Source organism: Hyphomicrobium sp. 1Nfss2.1 (assembly GCF_965243865.1).
Taxonomy (GTDB): Bacteria; Pseudomonadota; Alphaproteobacteria; order Rhizobiales; family Hyphomicrobiaceae; genus Hyphomicrobium_A.
This window is the reverse complement of sequence record NZ_OZ251603.1, coordinates 2,625,133-2,648,615: the sequence shown is the minus strand read 5'-3', so window position 1 is coordinate 2,648,615 and position 23,483 is coordinate 2,625,133. Positions and strand designations below refer to the sequence as shown.

Annotated in this window: 19 protein-coding genes; 14 read left to right on the top strand and 5 right to left on the bottom strand. The window is 60.6% G+C overall.

All coding sequences use genetic code 11. From position 1 onward, the window contains the following. Positions 1–153 precede the first annotated feature (153 nt). The 9 genes from ACP15D_RS12905 (at position 154) to ACP15D_RS12865 (ending at position 10,089) form a co-directional block, all read left to right on the top strand. On the top strand, positions 154–1,911 hold the full coding sequence (locus ACP15D_RS12905; RefSeq protein WP_424957863.1) for a hypothetical protein: 1,758 nt from the start codon (positions 154–156) through the stop codon (positions 1,909–1,911). A 294-nt stretch (positions 1,912–2,205) separates the two neighbouring features. Beyond that, a complete protein-coding gene (locus ACP15D_RS12900) occupies positions 2,206–3,132 on the top strand; it encodes a site-specific tyrosine recombinase XerD (protein WP_424957862.1) in 927 nt (308 codons plus the stop codon). 122 nt (positions 3,133–3,254) lie between these two features. Then, complete coding sequence (locus ACP15D_RS12895) at positions 3,255–4,208, top strand: acetyl-CoA carboxylase carboxyltransferase subunit alpha (protein WP_424959228.1); 954 nt, start codon at positions 3,255–3,257, stop codon at positions 4,206–4,208. Positions 4,209–4,396: 188 nt separating this feature from the next. Beyond that, a complete protein-coding gene (locus tag ACP15D_RS12890) occupies positions 4,397–5,407 on the top strand; it encodes a L,D-transpeptidase family protein (RefSeq protein WP_424957861.1) in 1,011 nt (336 codons plus the stop codon). Between the two features lie 79 nt (positions 5,408–5,486). Next, on the top strand, positions 5,487–6,338 hold the full coding sequence (locus ACP15D_RS12885; protein WP_424957860.1) for a L,D-transpeptidase family protein: 852 nt from the start codon (positions 5,487–5,489) through the stop codon (positions 6,336–6,338). A 155-nt stretch (positions 6,339–6,493) separates the two neighbouring features. After that, a complete protein-coding gene (locus tag ACP15D_RS12880) occupies positions 6,494–7,705 on the top strand; it encodes a L,D-transpeptidase family protein (protein WP_424957859.1) in 1,212 nt (403 codons plus the stop codon). A gap of 153 nt (positions 7,706–7,858) precedes the next feature. After that, entirely contained in the window at positions 7,859–8,443 is a 585-nt protein-coding gene (locus ACP15D_RS12875; RefSeq protein WP_424957858.1) for a TIGR00645 family protein, read from the top strand. Between the two features lie 12 nt (positions 8,444–8,455). Further along, positions 8,456–9,571 (top strand): saccharopine dehydrogenase family protein, encoded by a 1,116-nt coding sequence (locus ACP15D_RS12870; RefSeq protein WP_424957857.1) that lies wholly within the window; start codon positions 8,456–8,458, stop codon positions 9,569–9,571. 56 nt (positions 9,572–9,627) lie between these two features. Further along, on the top strand, positions 9,628–10,089 hold the full coding sequence (locus ACP15D_RS12865; protein ID WP_424957856.1) for a VOC family protein: 462 nt from the start codon (positions 9,628–9,630) through the stop codon (positions 10,087–10,089). A gap of 110 nt (positions 10,090–10,199) precedes the next feature. Here the strand turns inward: ACP15D_RS12865 and ACP15D_RS12860 are convergent, their stop codons facing one another. From ACP15D_RS12860 to ACP15D_RS12845, 4 genes are all read right to left on the bottom strand, one after another. Further along, the gene (locus ACP15D_RS12860) at positions 10,200–11,414 is read right to left on the bottom strand and encodes a hypothetical protein (protein ID WP_244536121.1); all 1,215 of its coding nucleotides are present in this window, start codon (positions 11,412–11,414) and stop codon (positions 10,200–10,202) included. Positions 11,415–11,473: 59 nt separating this feature from the next. Next, a complete protein-coding gene (locus ACP15D_RS12855) occupies positions 11,474–12,466 on the bottom strand; it encodes a cation diffusion facilitator family transporter (RefSeq protein ID WP_072374018.1) in 993 nt (330 codons plus the stop codon). 74 nt (positions 12,467–12,540) lie between these two features. Further along, positions 12,541–14,910, bottom strand: a complete 2,370-nt coding sequence (locus ACP15D_RS12850; protein ID WP_072374016.1) for a heavy metal translocating P-type ATPase — start codon at positions 14,908–14,910, stop codon at positions 12,541–12,543. Between the two features lie 48 nt (positions 14,911–14,958). Then, entirely contained in the window at positions 14,959–15,162 is a 204-nt protein-coding gene (locus ACP15D_RS12845; protein WP_139247184.1) for a hypothetical protein, read from the bottom strand. A gap of 129 nt (positions 15,163–15,291) precedes the next feature. Here ACP15D_RS12845 and ACP15D_RS12840 point away from each other — a divergent pair, with 129 nt between their 5' ends. From ACP15D_RS12840 to ACP15D_RS12820, 5 genes are all read left to right on the top strand, one after another. After that, a complete protein-coding gene (locus ACP15D_RS12840; RefSeq protein ID WP_072374013.1) occupies positions 15,292–15,567 on the top strand; it encodes a metal-sensitive transcriptional regulator in 276 nt (91 codons plus the stop codon). A gap of 787 nt (positions 15,568–16,354) precedes the next feature. Beyond that, on the top strand, positions 16,355–16,807 hold the full coding sequence (copM, locus tag ACP15D_RS12835; protein ID WP_139247218.1) for a CopM family metallochaperone: 453 nt from the start codon (positions 16,355–16,357) through the stop codon (positions 16,805–16,807). 37 nt (positions 16,808–16,844) lie between these two features. Continuing rightward, positions 16,845–18,587, top strand: a complete 1,743-nt coding sequence (locus ACP15D_RS12830; protein ID WP_171988065.1) for an efflux RND transporter periplasmic adaptor subunit — start codon at positions 16,845–16,847, stop codon at positions 18,585–18,587. A gap of 11 nt (positions 18,588–18,598) precedes the next feature. Beyond that, a complete protein-coding gene (locus tag ACP15D_RS12825) occupies positions 18,599–21,721 on the top strand; it encodes an efflux RND transporter permease subunit (protein WP_072374010.1) in 3,123 nt (1,040 codons plus the stop codon). A gap of 26 nt (positions 21,722–21,747) precedes the next feature. Then, on the top strand, positions 21,748–22,137 hold the full coding sequence (locus ACP15D_RS12820; RefSeq protein ID WP_072374007.1) for a hypothetical protein: 390 nt from the start codon (positions 21,748–21,750) through the stop codon (positions 22,135–22,137). A 396-nt stretch (positions 22,138–22,533) separates the two neighbouring features. Here ACP15D_RS12820 and ACP15D_RS12815 read toward each other — a convergent pair whose 3' ends face one another. Next, positions 22,534–23,019 carry a DUF305 domain-containing protein gene (locus tag ACP15D_RS12815; RefSeq protein ID WP_072374986.1) on the bottom strand — a complete coding sequence of 162 codons (486 nt, stop codon included), beginning with the start codon at positions 23,017–23,019 and terminating at the stop codon, positions 22,534–22,536. Positions 23,020–23,483 lie beyond the last annotated feature (464 nt).

Sequence of the window (23,483 nt, the reverse complement as noted above, 5' to 3'; positions counted from 1 at the left end):
GCTTGTTCCGGTTTCTGTTCATTGTCGGCACCACCTGCGCGATCATCACTGGTGGACTGTACATCCTGGCAACAGAATTCGAACCGCATACGCGCACCGTCACGAAGCCCGTCCCTGGGGTCAAAGTGCGTACTGAGTAACCCGGTTGTCGCCATGCGAAAGCGCCGCCCATCCGCCGTAGCTTTCGCTGTTGCGGGAGCGCTCCTGGCCGTTGGGCCGAGTGGAACCGCCCAAGCCCAAGACTGGGACCCGTTCGGATCGAGCGACCGTGCGGCGCAAGAACGGCCGCGTGAGGCGCCGGGCGGGGGCGACGACATCATCCGGCCGCTGGGCGACAGCAGCGCCTCGGCGGTCGAGCGCGGGGACCTGACGCCCGTCATGGCGCAGGACGGCTCGGGGCTGCCGTACGAGCTGTGGCAGGGCCTCGACGTCAAGAAGCTGGAACAGCTCATCTCGGAAATCGACATGCCGCCGCGCTCTCCGGCGCTGCACAAGCTGTGGCTGCGGCTGATCACATCCAACCTGCCGCCTCCGGAAGGCGGGGTGAGCGATCAGCAGTTCCTGGCGCTGCGGCTGGAGATCCTCTATCGCGCCGGGCTGCTGGAAGATGCAGCACGCCTGCTCGCAAGCCAGCCAGCCAACGATCCCCTCGTTGCGATCCTATCGGCGCGCAATTCCATCGCGCTCGGCGACAAGGATCGCGGATGCGAGGCCATGAAAGCGGGTGGTGCTGCTCCCAGCCTTCTGCCAAAGCCGATCCGAGCCGATACGGCGCTGATCTCGGGATATTGCGCGGCCGCGGCTGGCGATGCTGCAGGAGCGGGGCTTGCCGCCGAGATGGCGCGCGAGGAGGGCGTGAAGGAAGGCATCGGGCTTGCCGCTCTCGATGCGCTGTCGATGGGGGTCAAGCCGCATACGAAAAGCGAAGGGCGCATCGGGCTGATCGATTATCGGCTGGTGCAGGCGGCAGGCGGGGCCGTCGATGCCAAAGACCTTCGCACGAGGGCGACACCAGCGCTGCTCGCGGCGCTCGCACTGGACAGGAACGCTGCACCGGCTGAGCGTCTGGCCGCGGCAGAGGCGGCGGTCATCGTCAATGCGATCTCACCGCAGCAGCTTGCAGACATCTATCGTGCGTACGGTGTCGACAATGCCGCCGTGTCCGATGCGCAAGGCACCGACAGCCCGCAACGGCGTGCGGCGCTGTTCGTTGCGGCTGAGCACGAAATGACGCCGCAGAAGAAAGTGCGGCTGATCCGGTCGTTCGTCGATGAAGCGCATCGTGCGGGCTTCTATCTCACGGCGCTACGGATGGTGGCACCAGCTTCAGACAGCATTATCCCCGCGCCCGAGCTGAGTTGGTACGCAGAAACCGGAATCGAGGCGGCCCTCGCATCTGAGAACTTCGGCAAAGCGCGGCAGTGGGCAACGTTCGGGGCGACGGCGAATGGCGGCGCGGGCAGCCTCAATCACTGGCTGGCGTTGATCGACATAGCGGAGGGATCGAAAGGCAGCGGAGAAGCCGATCTTCAGTATGTCGAGGATCTGGCCGTGCGCGGGCGCATGGACGCGACGCTGCTGCATCGCCTGGCGACGGTGCTCGATGCTTTGGAGTTCAACGTGCCGTTCCCGTTGTGGGAGGCCGCCAGCAAAACACCGCAACCGGCGGGCGGCTATCTGCCGGAGACCGGCGTGCTGACCGAGCTGCAAGACGCGGCCAAGAAGCGGCAATTCGGGCGCACTGTTTTGCTGGCAATGAAAACGCTGGGGCCTAATGGCGCCGAAGGCGCGCACATGATCGCCCTCGGCGATTCGATCCGCGCGCTGCGCCGGGCGGGGCTCGACGCCGATGCGCAGAGCCTCGGGTTCGAAGCGCTGTTCGCAAGCTGGCCAAGAGCTATTAGTAACTGACACGAGCTGAAAGATGCTTTGTGTGCGGTTGGCGGCGCATAGGCTGAGAGCCGGCGCTCGCGCCGGGCGACCTTGGCGCCTTGCCGCTTCGCGGCGACGCTTTTCTCTGGCTGACACGAGCCGAGAAGTGCTTTTGGTGCGGCCAGCCTCAAATAAGCTGAGATCCGGCGCTCGCGCCGGGCGCCCTTGGCGCCTTGCCGCTTCGCGGCGCTTCTTGTGCCTGTCCCGGGCTTGCGGGCTCGACCGGCGTGGAGAAGATTGCGGCCGGATGGCGAATCGCGCGTCGGTGGGAAAATGAGTGCAGATCGGCGGCACATCGATGCGTTTCTGGAAATGAAGGCCGTCGAGCGCGGGGCAGCGGCGAATACGCTGGAGGCGTACCGGCGCGACCTTGACCAGTTTGCCGCTCACCTCGGCGCGCAAGGCACGGCGCTAACGACTGCAACAAATGCGGACTTGTCGGGCTGGCTTGTCGGACTATCGGAGTCCGGACTTAGCGCGGCGTCCCGTGCGCGTGCGCTGTCGGCCGTGCGCCAGCTCTACAAGTTCCTGCTGGCGGAAGGCCATGTCGAGAACGATCCGACGCATGGTCAATCAGGGCCGCGCAAGAAGCGTGCGCTTCCCAAGACGCTGAGCGTCGCCGAGGTCGACAAGCTGATCACCGCGGCCGCGCAGCGAACGGAAAGCGCCTATGGGATCGAACAGGTGCGGGCGCTGCGCCTCAACTGCCTGATCGAGATGCTGTACGCGACCGGCATGCGCGTTAGCGAGCTGGTTTCGCTGCCCCGAGCGGTGCTGGCGGGCGATGCGCGCGTCCTCACCATCAAAGGCAAGGGCGGGCGCGAACGGCTGGTGCCACTCAACGCGTCGGCGCGGGCGGCCCTGGAGCGCTACCTCGCCGCGATCTCGGGCGAGGGGCGGGTTTCCAGCAAGTGGCTGTTCCCATCGAAGAGCGCCGAGGGACACCTAACGCGGCAGCGGCTGGCGCAGGACCTCAAGGCGCTGGCCGAGGAGGCTGGCCTCGATGGGGAGCGGGTGAGCCCGCACGTGTTGCGGCATGCGTTCGCGAGCCACCTGTTGGACCGGGGGGCCGACCTCAGATCGGTGCAACAGCTGCTGGGCCATGCGGACATTTCGACCACCGAAATCTACACGCATGTGCTTGAGGAGAGGCTGAAAAAGCTGGTGCATCAGCACCATCCGCTGGCCAAGAAGCCGTGAACCACCGAAACCTGGGACGTTAAGACCCGCGACGGCCGTGCCTTGACAGGAAAGTAAAGCTGGCGCGAATGTCCGCCGACCCCAGAGTTTACCGCCGAGAGGACCGCTTGGATCGCTCCCCAATCCGCACCTACCTCGACTTCGAGAAGCCAATCGCCGAGCTGGAAAGCAAGGTGGCGGAGCTGCGCGCGCTCGAGGGCGAGGACCAGCCCGTTTCCATCGCGGATGAGATCAAGAAGCTGGAGCAGAAGGCCCGCGCGGCGCTCATCGACACCTATTCCAAGCTCACTCCGTGGCAGAAAACCCAGGTTGCACGTCATCCTGACCGCCCGCACGCGCTCGACTTCGTGAAGGCGCTTATCGAAGATTTTACGCCGCTGGCCGGCGATCGCTATTTCGCCGAGGACGAGGCCATCGTGGGCGGCCTGGGCCGATTCCGCGGGCGCTCGGTGGTTGTGATGGGGCACGAAAAGGGCTCGGACACCGAAAGCCGCATCCGCCACAACTTCGGCATGGCCAAGCCCGAGGGCTACCGCAAGGCCGTACGGCTGATGCAGATGGCCGAGCGCTTCAACCTGCCGGTCATTACTCTCATCGACACCGCTGGCGCTTATCCGGGCGTGGGGGCCGAGGAGCGCGGTCAGGCCGAGGCGATCGCCCGTTCGACCGACTGCTGCCTTTCCATCGGCGTTCCGCTGATTTCTGTGGTGATCGGCGAGGGCGGCTCGGGCGGCGCCATCGCCATTGCCACGGCCAACCGCATCCTGATGCTGGAGCACTCGATCTACACGGTGGCCTCTCCAGAGGCGGCGGCGTCGATCCTGTGGCGGGACTCGGCCAAGGCCATCGATGCGGCCACGAACATGAAGATCACCGCCCAGGACCTCGACCAGCTCGGAGTGATCGACGTCATCATCACCGAGCCCGTGGGTGGTGCCCATCGTGATCGAGAATCAATTATGAAGGCGACTGGGGATGCAATCGCGCGCGCCCTGTCGGAGTTCGAAGGCAAGACGCCGGTCGAGATCCGCCGCCAGCGGCACGCGCGCTTTATGGAAATTGGCCAATCCATTTAATGGGTTAGCTGGTGACTCCTCAGGTTCTACGATGGGAAGTGTCAAATTCCCGTCCAATCTGGCATCTACCTGTGAGGCGTCCCTACACTAGCGCCCCCTACAACAAGCGCGTTAGGGATTCCGTAACGCTAACGATTTGTTAAGGTTTGAGGATCGATGGTGATCACCGTGCGCCAGGGGCACTGCGTATGCGTATGATCATCCTTGGCTCTGGAAGTAGAGCCCGAATTCTAGCCGCGCTGGCGCTCGTCGCCACGGCTTTCGCGCTGACCGCTTGCGGCTCTGGCGCGCCGACGCTTACTGCCGCTGAGCAGCCGCTCAGCCGTGAGACGATGTCCATGCTGGGCCGTAAGGGCATGGATACGGGCGCACCGATCTTCGTGCGCATCTTCAAGGAAGAGTCAGAACTCGAGGTGTGGAAGCAGCGCGATGACGGGCGCTTCTATCACTTCAAGACCTACCCGATCTGCAACTGGTCGGGGAACTTGGGCCCCAAGACAGCGTACGGCGACCACCAGGCGCCAGAGGGCTTCTATCGCGTCTCCGCGGCGCAGATGAACCCGAACTCGCAGTATTACCTCGCATTCAATCTCGGCTATCCGAACGCATACGACCGCGCCCTGCAGCGCACAGGCGATGCGCTGATGGTGCACGGCAAGTGCAAGTCGGTGGGCTGCTACGCGATGACCGATGCACTCATGGAGGAGATCTACCTGCTGGCGCGCGAGTCGCTGCGCGGCGGCCAGGACGCCTTCGAGGTGCACGCCTTCCCGTTCCGGATGACGCAAGTGAACATGGCGCGCTTCGAGGGCAGCCCGAACATGCCGTTCTGGAAGACGATGAAGCAGGGTTATGACTTCTTCGAGAAGTACCGCATTCCGCCGACGGTTGCCGTGTGCGAGCGGCGCTATATCGTCAACGTGAAGATGCCGGCTGACACATCGATCCGACCCGACGGCCGCTGCCCGCACTTCCAACGCCCGAACTACACGCCTTTCACACCCAAGCCGTACGAGCAGCATATAGCCGATGAGCGCATTGCCGCACCCGGACCGAAGACGCGTCAGTTCGCGAATGTCGCGCCGCAGTCGCTCCCGGCGAGCGAAAGCGCGCAGAATTCGTACCAGCCCGCATTTGGCCTCGGCGGACCTGTCGAGACCGGCAGTACATCGACGCCTGCTATGGGCTTTTCTCAGTAGTGGCCGCGTCGGGGCCCATACGCGGCGTTACGCTGCGGCGGGAGCGATTGCCTGAACCGGCCGGCTTCGGCATTGTTTCATGATGTCGACCCGCAAACGCCGCTGGCCTGCGGCATTGGCGTTCAGCGCCCTCGTACTCGCTTCGATCGGGGCGTTCGCCTATTTCTTCTGGCCGCAGATCTACGCGCTTCTCGAAGAGGAGCTGATCTACCGGCAGAAGGCCCACAACTGGAAAACGTACGCCGCGGGTGAAACGCTGCCGGGCACGCCTGACCTTGCCGATCTTTTCGGGCGGCTCGCGGGCAAGGATATGAAGCTGGGCGCACCGATCTTCGTTCGCGTCTTCAAGCGCGAGTTCGAGCTTGAGATGTGGGTGAAGCGCGGGGACCGCTTCGAGCTGTTCGAGACCTATCCCATCTGCATGTGGTCGGGCGCGCTCGGGCCGAAGCTGAAGCAGGGCGACAAGCAGGCGCCCGAGGGCTTCTACACGGTCGATTCCACCGCGCTCAACCCGAACAGCCAATATCGACGCTCGTTCAATCTGGGATTTCCCAACGCGTTCGACCGGGCACATGGTCGCACCGGTTCACTGCTGATGATTCATGGCGATTGCCGCTCCATCGGCTGCTACGCAATGACCCACCCTGTTATTGATGAAATTTGGACGCTCTTGACCTCGGCGCTCAGCGCTGGTCAAAAGCGCGTCCAGGTGCAGGTATTCCCGTTCCGCATGACCGAGGCGAACGTCTCGCGACATGCGGAGAATCCGAACATCGGGTTCTGGCGGCAGCTACGGGTAGGGTACGACGCGTTCATGCGCGATCGTGTGCCTCCGATCGTGAGCGTCTGCGACGGACGCTACACAATTCGGCCTGCAGGCGGGGACAGCGATGGCAGCGCGCCGATCACAGTGAGCTGCCCTGCGACGTGAGTCGCAGTTGACAATCGCTGCTTATTTTTTCACCTGCCCAATCATGCCAGCACGAAGAAAGTAAGAGAGTTCAACATGCTGACACGTACGGTAACAATTCGCACTAAGTGCAGATCAAATGCTTGCACTGGCACGCGACGTGCAAATCCGACTGCATGACGAAACCGATCGCTCACATAAAGCGCACTGCTCTTACCGTGTGCGCAGCTGTCGCCGTCCTAGGCCATATCGGGACCGCGTCAGCTCTGTCGCTGGACATCGACGACATCGCCGAAATGCGCCTTGAGCGCAAAAAGGCGAACGCTTCAGGCAAGCTGCCGCTTCCCGGCACGCCAGACCTGAAGCGGCTTGATGACCGTCTTGCAGAACAGGGTGTTGCCGCGGACGCTCCGCTCTTCATCCGCGTGTTCAAAGCCGAGTCCGAGATGGAAGTCTGGACCGGCGATGAATCGGGACGCTACTCGCTCTTCGCGACCTACCCGATCTGCTATTGGTCCGGAACGCTCGGACCGAAGGAGAAGGAGGGCGACAAGCAGGCGCCGGAAGGCTTCTACACCGTCAATATGGAGCAGAGCATCCATAAGGGCGCGAAGTGGGAGAAGGCGCTCAACGTCGGTTACCCGAATGCGTTCGACAGGGTGAACCTTCGCTCGGGCTCGTACATCCTGATCCACGGCGGCTGCGCCTCGATCGGGTGCTTCGCGATGACGAACGCCGTCAGCCACGAGATCTACAAGCTCGCAACGCAGGCGCTGGAAGCGGGCCAACCGCACATCCCGGTGCATGTGTTCCCGTTCCGGATGACGGAGGGGAACCTCGCCAAATACAATGCTCCTGAATGGCGCAGCTTCTGGTCGAACCTGAAACAAGGCTACGACCTCTTCGAGCGCACACGCCGCCCACCGCGCGTCAGCGTTTGCGGTCCGCGCTATGGTTTCACGCCGGCCAGCCGCATCGAAGCGCTCAACCCAGGGCCGATCGAAGTTTGTCCCGAGACGGCACAGGTCATCGCCGACCTGTCACGGATCAACAAGCGCGTGGCCGAACAGCCCGAGCCGCAGACGGAGACGGCGGAGATCAAGACGGCATCGCTTGCCGGGCCGGCGTCGTATCTCGGCGGCCCGATCACAGCGTCCGTCGTGAACAATCGGATTGGCGAGAACTTCGAGCAGCAGCTTGCTCCTCGCAAGCCGCATTCGGGCCTCAGCGAGACGCTGACCCGGCCGCTGCCCTGTTCGCTGGCGATGCCTGCGTGCCGACGCTATGCCGCTCTGCGTGAACAGATCGCCCACAAGATAACGGTCAAGCTGGACGAGTCGGATCGCACGGTGAAGAAGAAAAAGAAGAAGCGCTCGTCGCATCGCTAAGGTGCAGTCCGCGCAGGAAACTGCGTCGACGCTGCCCGGCTAGTCAACATTGAGAGGGCCCGGTGCCGCATGTGGCGCCGGGCCCTCTTGCTTGCGGCTCATTCGGGCGCCATGCGATACACGCTAGAACAGACAACAAAGGCGGGACCGGACATGAGCTCATTCCCAAAGCAGATTGAACGTCTCATCGAGACGGCTATTTTCGCAAGCCGCTGGATACTGGCGCCGTTCTATCTGGGCCTCGCCCTTTCGCTGTTCGTATTGCTGATCAAGTTCCTGTTCGAGTTGGTGCACATCGCGGAGATGGCATTCACCGCAACCGAGTCGCAGGTGATCTTGGGTCTTCTTGCACTCGTCGATCTCTCGCTGACGGGCTCGCTGATCGTGATCGTGATCTTCTCGGGATACGAGAACTTCGTTTCGAAGATCGACCACACTGGGCATCGCGACTGGCCTGAATGGATGGGCACGATCGACTTCACGGCGCTGAAGATCAAACTGCTCGGTTCGATCGTCGCCATCTCGGCAATCCAATTACTGAAGCAGTTCATGTCGATCAACACGGTGAGCGACAGAGACCTCTTCTGGCTGGTGGTGATCCACGTGGTGTTCGTGGCGTCGAGCGTGCTGCTGGCTTTGTCGGATCGCATCTCTGGCGCCAGTCACGGCAATGCTGAACCGGCGTCTGGCGCACCGGGTGCTTCGCCCCCTTCGACAGCGGCGAAAAAGCACGCTTAGCTCCACGACGGCATGGGCCGCATCGTCATCCTTGGCGGCTACGGGGCTTTCGGCGCGCACGCGGCTGAGCGATTGGCGCGCGATCCCGCGACCGAAATCGTCATCGCCGGGCGATCGAGGGATAAGGCGCGCGCGCAGGCGGCCAAGCTGATCACGGGGGGTGCACGCGCGCGCATCGAGTTCGCCGAGCTGGATGCGATGCGCGCGACGGGCGAGCGGCTGCGCGCCCTCGGTGCCGACGTTATCATCAACGCATCGGGGCCGTTCCAAGCTCAGGACTACAGCCTAGCGCGTGCGGCCATCGCCGCGCGCTGCCACTACATCGACCTCGCCGATGCGCGCGCGTTCGTTTGCGGCATCGGCGTTCTCGACGATGAGGCACGCGCTGCAGGCGTCCGTATCATCAGCGGGGCGAGTTCGGTTCCGGGGCTGTCGTCGGCAGTTGTGCGGTGCATCGGCGTCGGGCTGGAGCTCGACCAAGTGCATATCGGCATATCACCGGGGAATAGCTTCGATCCCGGTGTGGCAACGGTCGCCTCTATCATCAGTGCGGTCGGCAAACCGTTCACCCGGCGTGCAGATGGACGGGCGAGTATCGCGCATGGCTGGCAGGGCTTGCACCGGCATCGCTTTGCGGAGATCGGCGCGCGCTGGATGGGCGACGTCGATGTGCCCGACCTTGAGCTGCTTCCGGTGCATTACCCGCAGCTCTCGACCGTGCGCTTCACGGCAGGGCTAGAAGTCAGTGTGTTTCACTTGGGGCTGTGGTGTCTGTCGTGGCTCGGCCGGGCCGGCGTGCTGGGCTCCGGGGACGTGCTGGGGAAGCCGTTGCTTGCCGCGAAACGCAGGCTTTCTTTTCTTGGTTCCGACTGCGGCGGCATGTTCGTACACGTCGCTGGCCGTGACAGTGAAGGCAACCGGCGCGAACGCGTCTGGAATCTCATCGCGCGCCGGGGGCACGGGCCGTATGTGCCGGCGATCGCGTCTGTAGTGCTGGCGAAGCAGCTCCTGGCAGGCAGCGGACCACCTCCTGGGGCGATGCCGTGCTTTCAGCTCTTCACGCCCGCCGACTTCGAAGCCGAGGCGCGCGACCTCGACATAAGATGCTTCGTCGACAGGGAGGGATGAAATTCGGACGGGGAGGGCCAACATATGCCGGTAGCCCGGATTTCTTCGAGGACAGCATGCCCGCCAATGCGACCACTCCGATCAAGCCGCTCGAGCCAGCGCTGACGCCGCGCCCCGTGGATGCCGGTGTTCGCATCGGGCACGTCCATGTCAAAGTCGCCGACCTCGACCGATCTTTGGCATTCTATTGCGGCGTGCTCGGATTCGAGTTGATGCAACGCTACGGGAAACAAGCCGCGTTCGTGTCCGCCGGCGGCTATCATCATCACATCGGGCTCAATACGTGGGAGAGCAAAGGCGGCACTGCTCCGCCCCCGGGGACCACGGGCCTTTACCACGTCGCCCTTCTTTACCCGACGCGGGCTGCACTCGGTGATGCGTTGCGGCGTCTGATCGAAGGCGGGGTTCCCCTCGAAGGCGCGAGCGACCACGGAGTCAGCCAAGCTCTCTACCTGCGCGACCCGGATGGCAACGGGATCGAACTCTATTGGGACCGTGACCCGGCTTTGCACATTTAGTGCCGTCAGGTGGGACTTTTTGTGCAAACGACCGAGTTTTTGTGCAGTGAGAATTTAGTCTGCGGACATTCGCCTGAGATCGCGCACTCAGCTAACAGCATTGAGAGGGATCACCGGCAATCTCCCGCTCGCTGCCAGACGACCGGAGCGAAGCCGCCCCCAGGAGTGCGAAAATTGGTGGTTTGACCTTGATAAAGGCGGGCCGCCACGAGCTGGACTTTGCCGTCGTAGGTGTAGTTGCGAATATCGAGCTTCATCACCTCGCGCCGCCCATCGACGATGACGGTCCGACCGCTTGGCGGCACCAGATCCTGGGCCACATAGCCACCCTCGAGAATACTTTGCCAAACGCGGCGCGTGATCTTGTCTCCGCGATAGGCGGCTCTCCCGCCAAATCCGGCGGCCGGCTTGAAGAAAAGTCTGCTGCGCATAGTCCAAAGCTCTTCCGCACGGCCGGGAACGACCAGCACCGTCTTGGGTATCCCATTCCGAACAAGGGTCCTCAGCTTCTCAACGACGCCCCACCGCTCCAGCGTCTCCACGTCCGTCAAGCGAACAAGATTGCGCTTGTCCGCGAACATGGCGTGCGACCATGGGTTCGGCGTCACCACCACATCATCGGAAAGATACGCCGTGCGCAGTGCGGCGTGGGCGGGCTCATCCAGAGAGAAGTCCGTCAGCCGATTGTAGACGAGGTCAATCGCCTGGGAGCCGCACCATAGCCTCCCGCCGCGATGTTCGAGGGCCTGAGGGGGAGCGATGATCGAGGCCATGCCGTGGCGCCTAAACAGACGCTCGAAGAGTACAAATTCTGGATAGAGATACTGCGCTTGCGGGTCCGTATCGACAATGGCAACGGCAGTGAGCGGGGCGTCGCCCCTTTGCCGGCGCCAATCCTGGCGGAAACTCTCTAGGAAGGTGGCGCCGATATCCTGCCTCTCGACCGGGCCTGGGAAGACGCGTTCGATCGCCGGGCAGCACACCTTCTGAGCGCGCGCCACGAAAGCGTTGATCAGCGCGCCTCCTGCATTCGTGTTAATCTCTATGAGCTTGGGCCCGCCAGGTCCGACATGAAAATCGTAGCCCATAAGCACGCCAATGGCGCCAGGCTCGAACTGTGCCGCAGCCGGTGCCGATTCCAACGCAGCCTGGCGGTATGCCGGGAGCTTGGCGATCGCCTCAATGGCCTCGATAATCTGCGCCATTCGCGTCGCATGTTCGGCGCGAATGAAGACGGGGAGGCTGGAGATCAGCGTCGGATGCGTCTCTGCCAGCCGTCGGCTGAACTCCGCATCACCCACTTCGAACTCAAGGGCGCGCCCCAAGGCAGGCCGATCCAGCGAGATACAGGCGCAGTCTGCGTTCAGACTGTCCGGGCTCAGATTCATCGATCCGTGCTTTCCCGCTTTGAAACCTTGGCGCTCGCGTGGGCCGCGGAGGAGTGATCGGCGCGCGTGACGTCGATCGCCTTGGCACGATCCTCTTCATCCAGACAACCGTCTTCGACCTGCAGGGTCGAAAAGTAGATGCCGAACTTCGCGCGGAGCACGTCGTGCGCGTCCTTCAGCACCCGTTGGCCATCACGGCCCAGATCGTTGACGCGGATGTGGGCTGAGAAGACATTGCGGCCCTGCGTGAGGCTCCATGCGTGGACATGATGCACGTCGATGACGCCGGCCAGCTTGCGGATCATGGCGACAGCTTCATCCAAATCGACTCCCTCCGGAGTGCTTTCCAAGAGGATCACGAGGGAATCCTTGAGTATCTGCCAGGAGGCCCAAAACAGCACGAGGCCGAAGGCCATACCGAGCAGCGCATCGATAGCGACGAATCCGGTAAGCCACACGACAGCCGCCGAGATGATGATGATGATACTCCCGACGAAAGTTTGGACGACGTGCCAGAAAGCGCCGCGCATGTTGAGGTTCTCGCGCTGCCGGCCGTAAAGGAGCCGCAACGCGATCACTTCCGTCGCAATGCCGCCTGCAGCCGCGAGCAACATCGCTCCGGTGCGCAATTCGACAGGTTCCATGAGCCGCATAGCGCCCATCCAAAGCACGTAGCCGGCCATCAGGAACAGGAATACGCCGTTGAAGAGGGCTCCGATGATTTCGGCCCGCGCCCAGCCGTACGTTTGTTCCGGGCTCGCCTCTCGCTCGCTGAGCCTTTGCGCAAAGAGCGCTATCAGTACGCCGCCGACGGCTGAAAAGGTATGGAAGGCATCCGAGAGGACGGCGACTGAACCGCTCCAATACGCCATGAAAAGTTCCACAAAAAAGTAAATGCCGGTCAGCCAACCAGCGATGATGAGTGCGCGTCGATCAGCCGACGCGGGGACATGGCCAGCGTGTGACTGCGTCTGCATGCCTTCTGCCATGTTGCTAAACCTGCTCTTTCGCGTGCTCATCAAACTCGGTCGACCGGGGCGCCCTTTAGTTGACTCCGGCACATTCACAATGGTAGCGCCCTAAGTCGCAACGCATTAGCGATTACGCTCACTGATGACAGAGCCATAGCCGCCGCAGCGATGATGGGCGAAAGAAGAATACCAAGGATAGGATAGAGAACACCCGCCGCCACCGGCACGCCGGCCGCGTTATAGACAAAGGCAAAGAACAGGTTTTGCCGGATGTTGCCCATGGTGGCCTGCGACAGGCGGCGTGCGCGCACGATGCCGGTGAGATCGCCTTTGACGAGCGTGATGCCTGCACTCTCGATGGCAACGTCGGTACCAGTTCCCATGGCGATGCCAACATCGGCCGCAGCAAGCGCAGGCGCATCATTGACGCCGTCTCCGGCCATCGCAACGACATGACCCTTACTTTTGAGCCGTTCGACGATGCGGCTCTTGTCCTCGGGAAGCACCTCCGCCTCCACTTGGGTGATGCCGAGCTTGCGAGCTACCGCTTGAGCGGTGACTTTGTTGTCGCCAGTCAGCATGACGATGGTGAGGCCCGCAGCTTTAAGCGCCTGCAACGCTTCGGACGTCGTGGACTTGATCGGGTCGGCAATAGCGAGAATGCCTGCGAGCGCGTTATCGAGCGCAATAAAGATGACGGTCGCGCCATCTTCGCGCAGCCGATCCGCTTCGCCATCCAAGGACGTCGTGTCGATTCCGGCGTCCTTCATGATGCGCGCATTGCCGATCACCGTGCGCTTGCCGCCAACGACACCAGTCACGCCTTTGCCGGTGGGCGCATCAAAATTCTCGACAGTCAATAACTCAAGGCCTTTGGCTTCCGCTGCGGCGACGATTGCGGTACCAAGCGGATGCTGGCTCATGCGTTCAAGGCTGGCGGCAAGTTGTAACAGGTCAACTTCAGAAACGCCGCTCGCCGTCCGCACCGCCACCACTTTCGGTTTACCTTCGGTAAGCGTGCCGGTTTTGTCGATGACGATCGTATCGACCTTTTCCAGCCGCTCCAGTGATTCTGCGTTCTTGATCAGCACGCCTGTCTGCGCGCCGCGACCGACCGCAACCATGATCGACATCGGCGTCGCAAGTCCAAGGGCGCAAGGGCACGCAATGATTAGAACGGACACAGCCGCAATCAGCCCATAGGTCATGCTGGGTTCTGGTCCCCAGATTGCCCAGACAGCGGATGCCAGAATTGCGACGCCAATCACGAGCGGCACGAACCAGCCCGAGACCTGATCCGCGAGCCGTTGAATGGGCGCGCGACTTCGCTGCGCTTGCGCCACCATCTGAACGATGCGGGCCAGCATGGTGTCGCGGCCGATTTTGTCGGCCCGCATGACGAAACTGCCGGATTGATTAATGGTGCCTGCGATCACGCTGTCGCCGACAGATTTGGTGACAGGCATCGACTCGCCGGTAACCATCGATTCATCGATGGTGCTGCGTCCCTCAACGACAATGCCATCGACAGGCACCTTATCACCGGGCCTGACGCGCAGAAGTTCGCCCACAGCGATCTGGTCGAGCGAAATCTCTTCGTCACTGCCGGTTTTTGACACGCGCCAAGCTGTCTTAGGCGCGAGATCAAGCAATGCGCGGATTGCGCCGCCTGTACTTTCACGGGCTTTGAGTTCGAGGACTTGCCCTAGGAGCACCAGCACCGTGATGACGGCAGCGGCCTCGAAGTAAACGGGCACAGCCCCGTCTAGCGTTCGGAATGCGGCTGGAAATGACTCAGGGATAAGGGTCGCCACCACGCTGTAAATCCAGGCGACACCCGTGCCCATGGCGATGAGTGTAAACATGTTGAGGTTGCGGGAGCGCAGCGAAGCCCAGCCGCGTTCAAAGAACGGCCATCCGGCCCACAGCACAACGGGCGTCGCCAGAATGAGCTGCAGCGAGTTCGATGCGCGAGGCGCGATAAGCGTATGCAGCCCGGCAAAGTGCCCGCCCATCTCCAAAATGAGAACGGGAATGGTGAGCACCAGCCCGATCCAGAAGCGCCGGGACATATCGACCAGCTCAGGATTTGGCCCTGAATCCAAACTTACAATTTCTGGCTCCAGCGCCATCCCGCATATGGGGCAAGCGCCGGGGCCTATCTGACGAATTTGTGGATGCATCGGGCAGGTGTAGATCGTGCCTGCAGGGACTGCATGATCGTCGGCGGCGTTCTTATCCAAATACTTGATGGGGTTCGCCACAAACTTGGTGTGGCACCCAGCCGAGCAAAAATAATACGGCTGTCCTGCATGCGCTGCAGTGTACTTGGCTGCATGGGGATCAACATCCATGCCGCAGACGGGGTCTTTGACCAGATATTCAGGTCGTTGATCGCTGCTCGCTTCATCATGCTCATGTGCGCCATGATCGGGTTTCTGCGACGATTTTTGGTTTTCCATTTTGTCTCACTCAGCCGGTCTTTCGCCGCAATCGTGTCAAGTTCTCGCCTACATGGCGCTCTTTTCGTGAGCGTCATCGGTCGCCTTTTGAGCGGTCCCGCAGCAGCACTTGGCGTCTGTGGATTTTACGAGGGCCGCTTTATGGTCGCCCTTTTCATGAAGTTCCGCTGCCCCATGATGTGCTTTGGCTGCGGCCTCATGATTTTCAGCGGCTTTGGTATGACTGGCGCAAGGCATGGTGATCTCCTTCATTTTATTACTTTTTTGGGCATTGCAACAACGTTGCAGCCCAGCCACTCGTTCCACTTGATAACACGAATGCACCTACCCCATGGGGGTATATAGCTTGACACCTATACCCGGCTAGGGTATCTGTCAAGCATGGAATCAGAGACGTCAGACATCTGCCTGAAGCGCTTGAGCAAGATCGAAGGGCAAGTGCGCGGCATCGCCAAGATGGTCGATGAGAAGCGCTACTGCATCGATATTATCACCCAGATATCCGCCGTGCGCGCAGCACTGCGGCGGGTTGAGGAAGCTGTATTGAAAGATCACGTTGGTCATTGTGTTGAGCATGCTATCGCGAGCGGCAACAAGGCTGAGCAACGTCAGAAGGTCGCTGAGTTGATGGACGTGTTGGCAAGAACGGTTCGCTAAAAGGTTGGGGAACTTGGGTTCATAAGCCAGTAACCTTGAGCATGTTTCTTGCGAATAGAATAAGGAAGACTGAGGTTTAGATTTTGAACGTTGTGCGCACCATAAAAGTCGTCGTTGCGCTGCTGGCCCTAATGGCGGGGCTGGCGACGACCGCGTTTGCACATGCTGGCCACGCGCACACGGGTCCTACGGGCGCACCGACTTCAGCCTCCTATTCTCCAACCTCAGATTCACGGACCAAGTCGCAACACGCCGTTCCTCTTTTGCGCGCTCACAGTTCGGAAAAATCCGGACTTACCGATTTCGCGGTTGAAAACCCATCGTCCGGCACGATCATCGTCCGGTGCACACCCGGATCATGCTGCTGTCAGGGTGCATCGTCGTGCGGCGCCGGTCATTGCTGTTCATTGGGCATGACCACCACGCAGCCTTACGGCCTGAACCAGCGTGAAGCTAAAAGCTTTCAGCTAGCTCTTTTGGGCTGGCCGTATCCCGATCTCATCTTCGGCCTCGATCGACCACCAAAGGTCTGATCCTCCGCTCCGTAGTCTTAGCCGGAGCCGCTTAGCGGTTGGACAACGCATTGTCGTTGTCCGCGCTGCAATCCTCACCGTGAGACGCGAGCACACCAGCGACCCTGCATGAAGCGTCATGCCGAGGCCTTGCGCGTGATGTGCAGCGATCTTGGACGCCAGCATCCGGATTTCTCCGGGACCTAGCGGGGTGTGTGGCGATGACTTCCTTCACCACAATGACCCGCAACCAAAAACAGGTAAGGACCACAACCATGAAAACGCTATCAACAATTATCGCTCTCACACTGCTCGCTATCCCGCTCACCGCGCGCGCAGAAGACCCGGCATCCCAGCATGACATGAAGGGCATGGACGAAATGAAGTGCATGCAGGACATGAAGTGCATGCACGACCACAGAGACATGAAAATGGAAGGCATGCACGACACGAAAGCGATGGGGGCCGACAGCAGCGAATCCTCCAAGGCTTTCGCCGAGGTCAACAAGAAGATGCACAAGAACATGACAATGGCGTTTACCGGCAATCCCGATGTGGATTTCGCCCAAGGGATGATCCCGCATCACCAGGGCGCGATCGACATGGCCAAGGTCGTTCTGAAATACGGCAAGGACCCGGAACTGAAGAAACTGGCTGAAGACATCATCAAGGCACAGGACTCCGAGATCGCCTTTATGAAGGGCTGGCTCGCCAAGCAGTCGAAGTAAGGCCCGCACAATACGATCGATGAATGAGGATACGGCGATGAGCAAAACGACAACAAAATCGATGCGGTGGAACAGGGCCGCTAGGGTGCTCTTTTCTTCGATCGCCCTCTTTGCCGTATCCTTCTCATCAACCGACGCTTTAGCGCACGGGGGTGAGGATCACAGTCATGATGAAAGACCTGTTGTTGAAACGAATGCCAACCCTCGCGTCGAGGCGACATCCGAAGTTTTCGAGATCGTCGGCATTCCTACAGGTGCTGGTGACGGCAGACTTATTCTTTATGTGAATGACTTCTGGACCAACGCCCCTGTCCCCGGGGCGGCGATCGAAGTGACCGTCGGGAACGCTACGACCAAAGCCACCGAAAAGCAGGGACTGTATGAGCTAAATGCGCCATGGGTCAAAACGCCGGGGCGCTACGATCTCACCTTCGCGGTCACCTCGGGCGAGAGATCGGATCTCTTGATCGGAAGCCTGACCGTTCCCGCAGCGGCTGCACCTGCCGACCAGCACAACAGTCTATGGGATCATATTGCGCCAGAGTTGCCGCAGTTTCCTTCGATCTCCGCGTGGCTACCTGCGGGCGCCGTGGCGCTTACGCTATTGTTGGCACTAGTGGCACTCACATCCAGCGGCACCGTGCGTCGCGCGGGTATGGTGCTGGCCAGCATAGCCGCAATGAGCAGCGTTGCTCTCGCGGCGGTCATGCTGGTGAATGGAAGCACGAGTGGCGCGACTTTGGCCGGAATCGCCCTCCTCGACCTTCGAGAAACCGCTAGGCGTACGGAAGATGGGGCCGTCTTCGTTCCAAAGGCGACGCAACGACTTTTGGAAGTCACGACTGTCCGGACGGCAGCGGCAAGTGCCGCACAAAAAACGGTTCGTCTGATTGGTCAGGTCATCCCCGATCCCAACAAGAGCGGTCTGGTTCAGGTTCTATTGGCAGGCCGTATCGAAGCGCCGGAAGGTGGATTTCCGGCAATCGGCAGCCGGGTGAAGGCGGGCGATGTTCTTGGCTATCTCCTTCCGAGCGTGCAGTTGGTTGATCAAAGCGATATCCGTCAAACGACTGGTGATCTCGATCGCCAAATCGCCCTCGCCGCAGCGAAACTGCGCCGCATTGAGCCATTGTCTGGCAACGCAGTACCCGCAGGTCAGGTCATCGATGCCCGCATTGAGCTTGACGCGCTGCGCAAGCGACGCGACCAGATCAAACCAGTTGTTGAACGGGAAGCGCTGATCGCTCCGGCTGATGGTGTGATTGCGCAGGCTAATGCGGCATCCGGTCAGGTGGTCGAACCACAGACCCTGCTATTCCAGATCGTTGATCCCGACAGTTTATGGGTTGAGGCACTCGCGTTCGACAGTGCAGCAGCTACGGGAGTCGAGAAGAATAATAAGGAAGCTATCGGCACCACAGCGGATGGACACAAAATAGAATTAAGCTTTGCAGGTCGAGGGCTCACGCTGCGCCAGCAGGCTGTGCCGCTGCGCTTTCAGATTAAGGGCAGAAATCCGGGGCTGAGCATCGGCGAGCCGGTCACGGTGCATGCACCTGTAGATGAGCCGATTGCGGCCATCCCGTTGCCGCGCTCCAGCGTGGTCCGATCAGGCAATGGCCAATCGGTGGTGTGGGCACACACCGGACCGGAACGGTTTGAGCAGCGCGTCATAGCCAGTGAGCCAATTGACGCCGATCGCATTGGCATCACGGCAGGGCTGGAGCCAAACACGCGCGTCGTTGTCCGCGGGGCCGAACTCATCAATCAGGTTCGGTAAGGAGGCGCGCAATGTTCAATTTCCTTGTCAAAGCGAGCCTCAACAACCGGCTGATGGTGCTGGCAGCCGCCGCCATTCTAGTGGTGTGGGGCAGCATGAGCCTCTCCTCCATTCCAGTCGATGTGTTTCCCGACCTCAATAAGCCAACCGTCACCATCATGACGGAAGCGGAAGGTTTGGCCCCGCCCGAAGTCGAGCAGCTCGTTGGCTATCCGATCGAAACGGCAATGAACGGCATCGCCGGTGTTACGCGCGTACGCTCGGTGGCAGGCATTGGCCTCTCCATTGTCTTTGCCGAGTTCGACTGGGGCACCGACATTTATCGCAATCGCCAGCAAGTAGCGGAGCGGCTCTCCAGCATCGCTTCACAATTGCCGCCCGGCGTGACGCCCCAGATGGGGCCGGTTTCCTCCATCATGGGCGAGATCATGCTGATTGCCGTTACGGGCGGCGACAAGGCGGACCCGATGGCTGTGCGCGAAGTTGCTGACTTCGTTATCCGGCCCCGGCTCCTGTCCATATCAGGCGTGAGCCAGGTCATCCCCATCGGCGGCGAGGTTCGCCAGTACAGGGTGACGCCCAATATCGCGGCACTCGCCAGCTTGAATGTGAGTGTCGAGCAGATCGAAACAGCGATCAAATCTTTTGGCACCAACACGGGTGGCGGGTTTGTCGATCAGAATGACCGCGAGTATCTGATCCGCAATCTCGGCCGCACGACAAAGCTGGATGATTTACGCAACGTCGTTGTCGTGACAAAGGACGAGCAACCGATCTTTCTGCGGCAAGTCGCAGCCGTCGAATATGCGGCGCGTGTGAAGCGGGGTGATGCAGGATTTAACGGCGCATCTGCCGTGATCATCTCCGTTCAGAAACAGCCCGGTGCCGATACGATCAAACTGACTAGTCAGGTCGAGACGGCGCTGGCCGAACTAACACGAGGACTACCGAATGGGGTCAGCGCCAATCAAATTCTGTTCCGTCAGGCTGATTTTATTTCAACCTCGATCGACAACGTCAAAGGCGTGCTCGTTGAAGCCGCGGTCGCTGTGGCGGTCATTTTGTTTCTGTTCCTGCTCAACTTCCGCACTACGGCGATCTCGCTGACGGCAATCCCGATCTCCCTTCTGGTCACAGTTCTTATCTTCAAAGCGTTTGGCTTATCGATCAATACGATGACGCTCGGCGGCCTGGCGATTGCGATTGGCGAACTCGTGGATGACGCCGTGGTCGATGTGGAAAACATCTACAGACGCCTGCGAGAAAATAGCAAACGCGCCAGTCCAAGACCGCTGCTGCAGGTCGTGGCCGATGCCAGCATCGAAGTACGGTCTGGTATCGTCTATGCGACTTTCATCATCGTTCTCGTCTTCATCCCGCTCTTTGCCTTGACGGGCATTGAGGGCCGCTTGTTCGCCCCGTTGGGCGTTGCCTACATCGTCTCGATCCTGGCGAGTCTTTTGGTGTCTATCACGGTCACGCCGGTTCTTGCGTCTTATCTGCTCGGCAGCGCAAAGCAGCTCGATCATCGCGATGGGGCTTTTGTCCGTAAACTTAAGCGGGGCAACGAACGATTGCTGGCATGGGCATTTGAACGGACCAATTGGGTGATCGGGACGGCGCTGGTTGCCGTTCTACTGGCCGGACTGGCGGCAACCGCTCTGCCGCGATCCTTCCTACCCTCATTCAATGAAGGCACGTTGACCATCAGCCTCGCCTTCAATCCGGGTATTTCTCTCCAGGAAAGTCATCGCATCGGTTTGATCGCTGAGAACCTTCTGACGGAAGTGCCGGAAGTCAAAACGGTTGGCCGCCGCACAGGCCGCGCCGAACTCGATGAGCATGCCGAAGGCGTGCATTCAAGCGAGATCGATGTTGACTTGGACAAGTCTGAACGCACACGTGAGGCCATTTTGGAGGACGTGCGCCGTAGACTCGCTGTGTTGCCCGCGACCATCAACGTCGGCCAGCCGATCTCGCACCGGCTCGATCATTTGCTCTCCGGAGTGCGCGCTGAGATAGCGCTCAAGATCTACGGGGACGATCTGGATTCGCTGCGCCGCCTTGCCGAGACGCTGCGCGGCAAGCTCACTAAAGTGCCGGGGCTTGTTGATCTACAGCTCGAAAAGCAGGTTTTGATCCCGCAGCTGGAAATACGTGTCGATCCGGACCGCGCCGCTTTGTTTGGCGTGACGCCCGCTGCCATCACGGAAGCGCTCGAAAGCCTATCCAACGGCCGTACGGTATCGACCATCATCGATGGTGCGCGCCGGTTCGACGTGGTGCTCAGGCTCTCGGAAAGCGATCGCACGACTTCCGGTCTGAGCGATCTGCTGATCGAAACGCCGAAAGGTCGCGTTCCCTTAAGTCGCATTGCCACGGTGGAAGAGACTGAAGGTCCCAATCAGATTCTAAGGGAGAACGGCCGTCGCCGCATGGTCGTGCTGGCCAACACTGATGGCTCGGACATGGCTGCCATCATCGAACGGATCAGGGCCGTGCTCGCAGACACGGCATTGCCGACGGGATACTCGACGAGCCTTGAGGGCTCGTTCCTCGCCCAAGAGGAAGCGTCGCGTTTGATCTTGGGTCTATCGCTGGTCTCGCTTGCCTCGATCTTTGTTGTTTTGTACAGCCGCTACCGCTCGGCTGTGCTGGCACTCATCATCATGGGCAACGTGCCGCTCGCCTTGATCGGTAGCGTGACGGCGCTGTGGATCGCGGATCAGCCGCTCTCCGTCGCCTCCATGATCGGCTTCATTACGCTGACGGGGATCACGGCCCGCAACGGTATCCTGAAGATTAGCCATTACATCAATCTCGCTTTGTACGAAGGTGAGGTCTTCGGGCGTCCGCTGATCGTGCGCGGCAGCGTTGAGCGTCTGACGCCGGTATTAATGACAGCGCTTGCGGCGGGGACGGCGCTGATACCTCTGCTCTATGGGGCCGACGCACCGGGTAAGGAAATTCTCCACCCAGTCGCGGTGACCATATTCGGCGGATTAATCAGCGCGACGCTGCTCGATGCCGTCCTGACGCCCGTTCTGTTTCTCAAGCTCGGCAAGCGTTCTCTTCAGCGTCTCGTCGACGCCCGCGCGCCTTCTTCGGCGACTAAACCAATACAAGCGTTTTAACCAATCACGAGAAATGGAGTATTCACGTGCATCGCAAACTCAACTTCACGCTAGCTCTCGCCGCCGTCCTCGGGCTTGCTACCGTATCCGGAGCGTATGCGCACGAAGCCGCCAAGGGTCCCAATGGCGGCGCGGTCGTCGATGTCGACGGTCACCATGTTGAGTTTGTGCCGAGTGCGACCGAGGTGACGTTTTACCTGACCGGGGAAGCAGACGCACCGATGGGCTCTGCCGGGGCTAAGGTGAGAGCAATTACGCAAGACGCTGGAAAGACGGCTCAGATCGATCTCAAGCCGGTCGAGCCCAATAAGCTCGTTGGCAAGCTCACAGCGCCGTTAGCGAAGGGCGCGAAAGTTGTTGTCACGGGCGCACTGTCCGATGGGCACAGCTTGCTGGCTAAGTTTGAGATGCCATAGTGGGTTCTTGATGCTCCCAGCCGGCGAGAAGAGGGCATCCCCGGTTTACGGGCTCTCGATCGAGGTCCCTCGAACCAAACGACGGCAAAGTCCAGCTCGTGGCTGCCCGGCCTGACCTCTTCTACAATCGGCTGACGGACTTCTCTCTGGATGAGCCCGCCCACGCAGCACTGCGCACGGCGTATCTTTCCGATGATGTGGTGGTGACGCCGAATCGTTTGGCAGCGGCTCGGGCCGCGGATTTTGCGGGCGATCAAGCAGTGTGCTGCTGACTGAGCGTGTACGCCTTCGTACCACAGGGAGAATTGCAGCATCTAGATGTGGGTCGACGACTTGCTCGCGGCTTCCACAATCTGGCTCGGCCCGCGAATGCTCCTTCCGGACGTAGCACTTTGTCTAGCGTGCCGGTGGAAGGTCCGGTTGCTCATCCGGTATAGGATGCTGCTCGATTTCCGAGATGAGCACCTTCATCTCGCGAATTTCCCGCACCTGCGCATCGATGATCCCGTCGGCGAGCTTGCGGACGCGCGGATCGCGGATATGCGCGCGTTCGCTTGTTAGGATCGCGATCGAGTGATGTGGGATCATCGCCCGCATGTAGCTGAGATCGCCGACCGTGTCCTGGCTGCGCACGAGCCAAAGCGCCATCGCGAACCCGACCAAACTGCCAGCGACGATGCCGACATTGACGCGCTTGTTTTCGTACATCCCCCACATGAAACCCAGCATAACGATCGTCATGGCCGTGCCCATAACGAGCGCCATCCACGCGCGTGTTTGGCTAAAGAAGACGTGATCCAGCTCGTAGGTGTTGAGGTACATCAGGCCGTACATCAAAACGGTCGAGACGGCGATCATTGCTAAAAAGCGGATATACGACATCATCTTCCTCACGAAGTTGCCCCTGGGTTCTTTTCAGCTTGCGGCATTCGCAGAAAATCGTTCCGGCAATGCCGCCGTTTGTGCGGATGCGCTAACGCCATCGATCACTGACCCAGACCCGCCGCGAAACGGGCGCGGCAACTGAACTTGTGCAAGGCGAGGATCGGCGATGTGATCTGAGCCAGTTACGATTACCCGACTGATGCCGGAAAACTCCAACCGGGCCAACGTCAGCGACAGGCAAAGGTTCCGACCGGGGAACGCAGTCTGGACGCGCCGGAGACGGCACCGTTTCAGTTGCAACTTCGACCGCTTTCCCGGAGCTGTGACGTCACAGCCAGCTCGTGTCACCGTCTCTTTGACAGTCACTGATAATCTGGGGATCCGGCCGGTACTCAATGTGGGAATTGTTGTCTCGCGTCTTCTGCATCCCAAGCCAACCCGAAATCCCTGTAAAAAGTGCT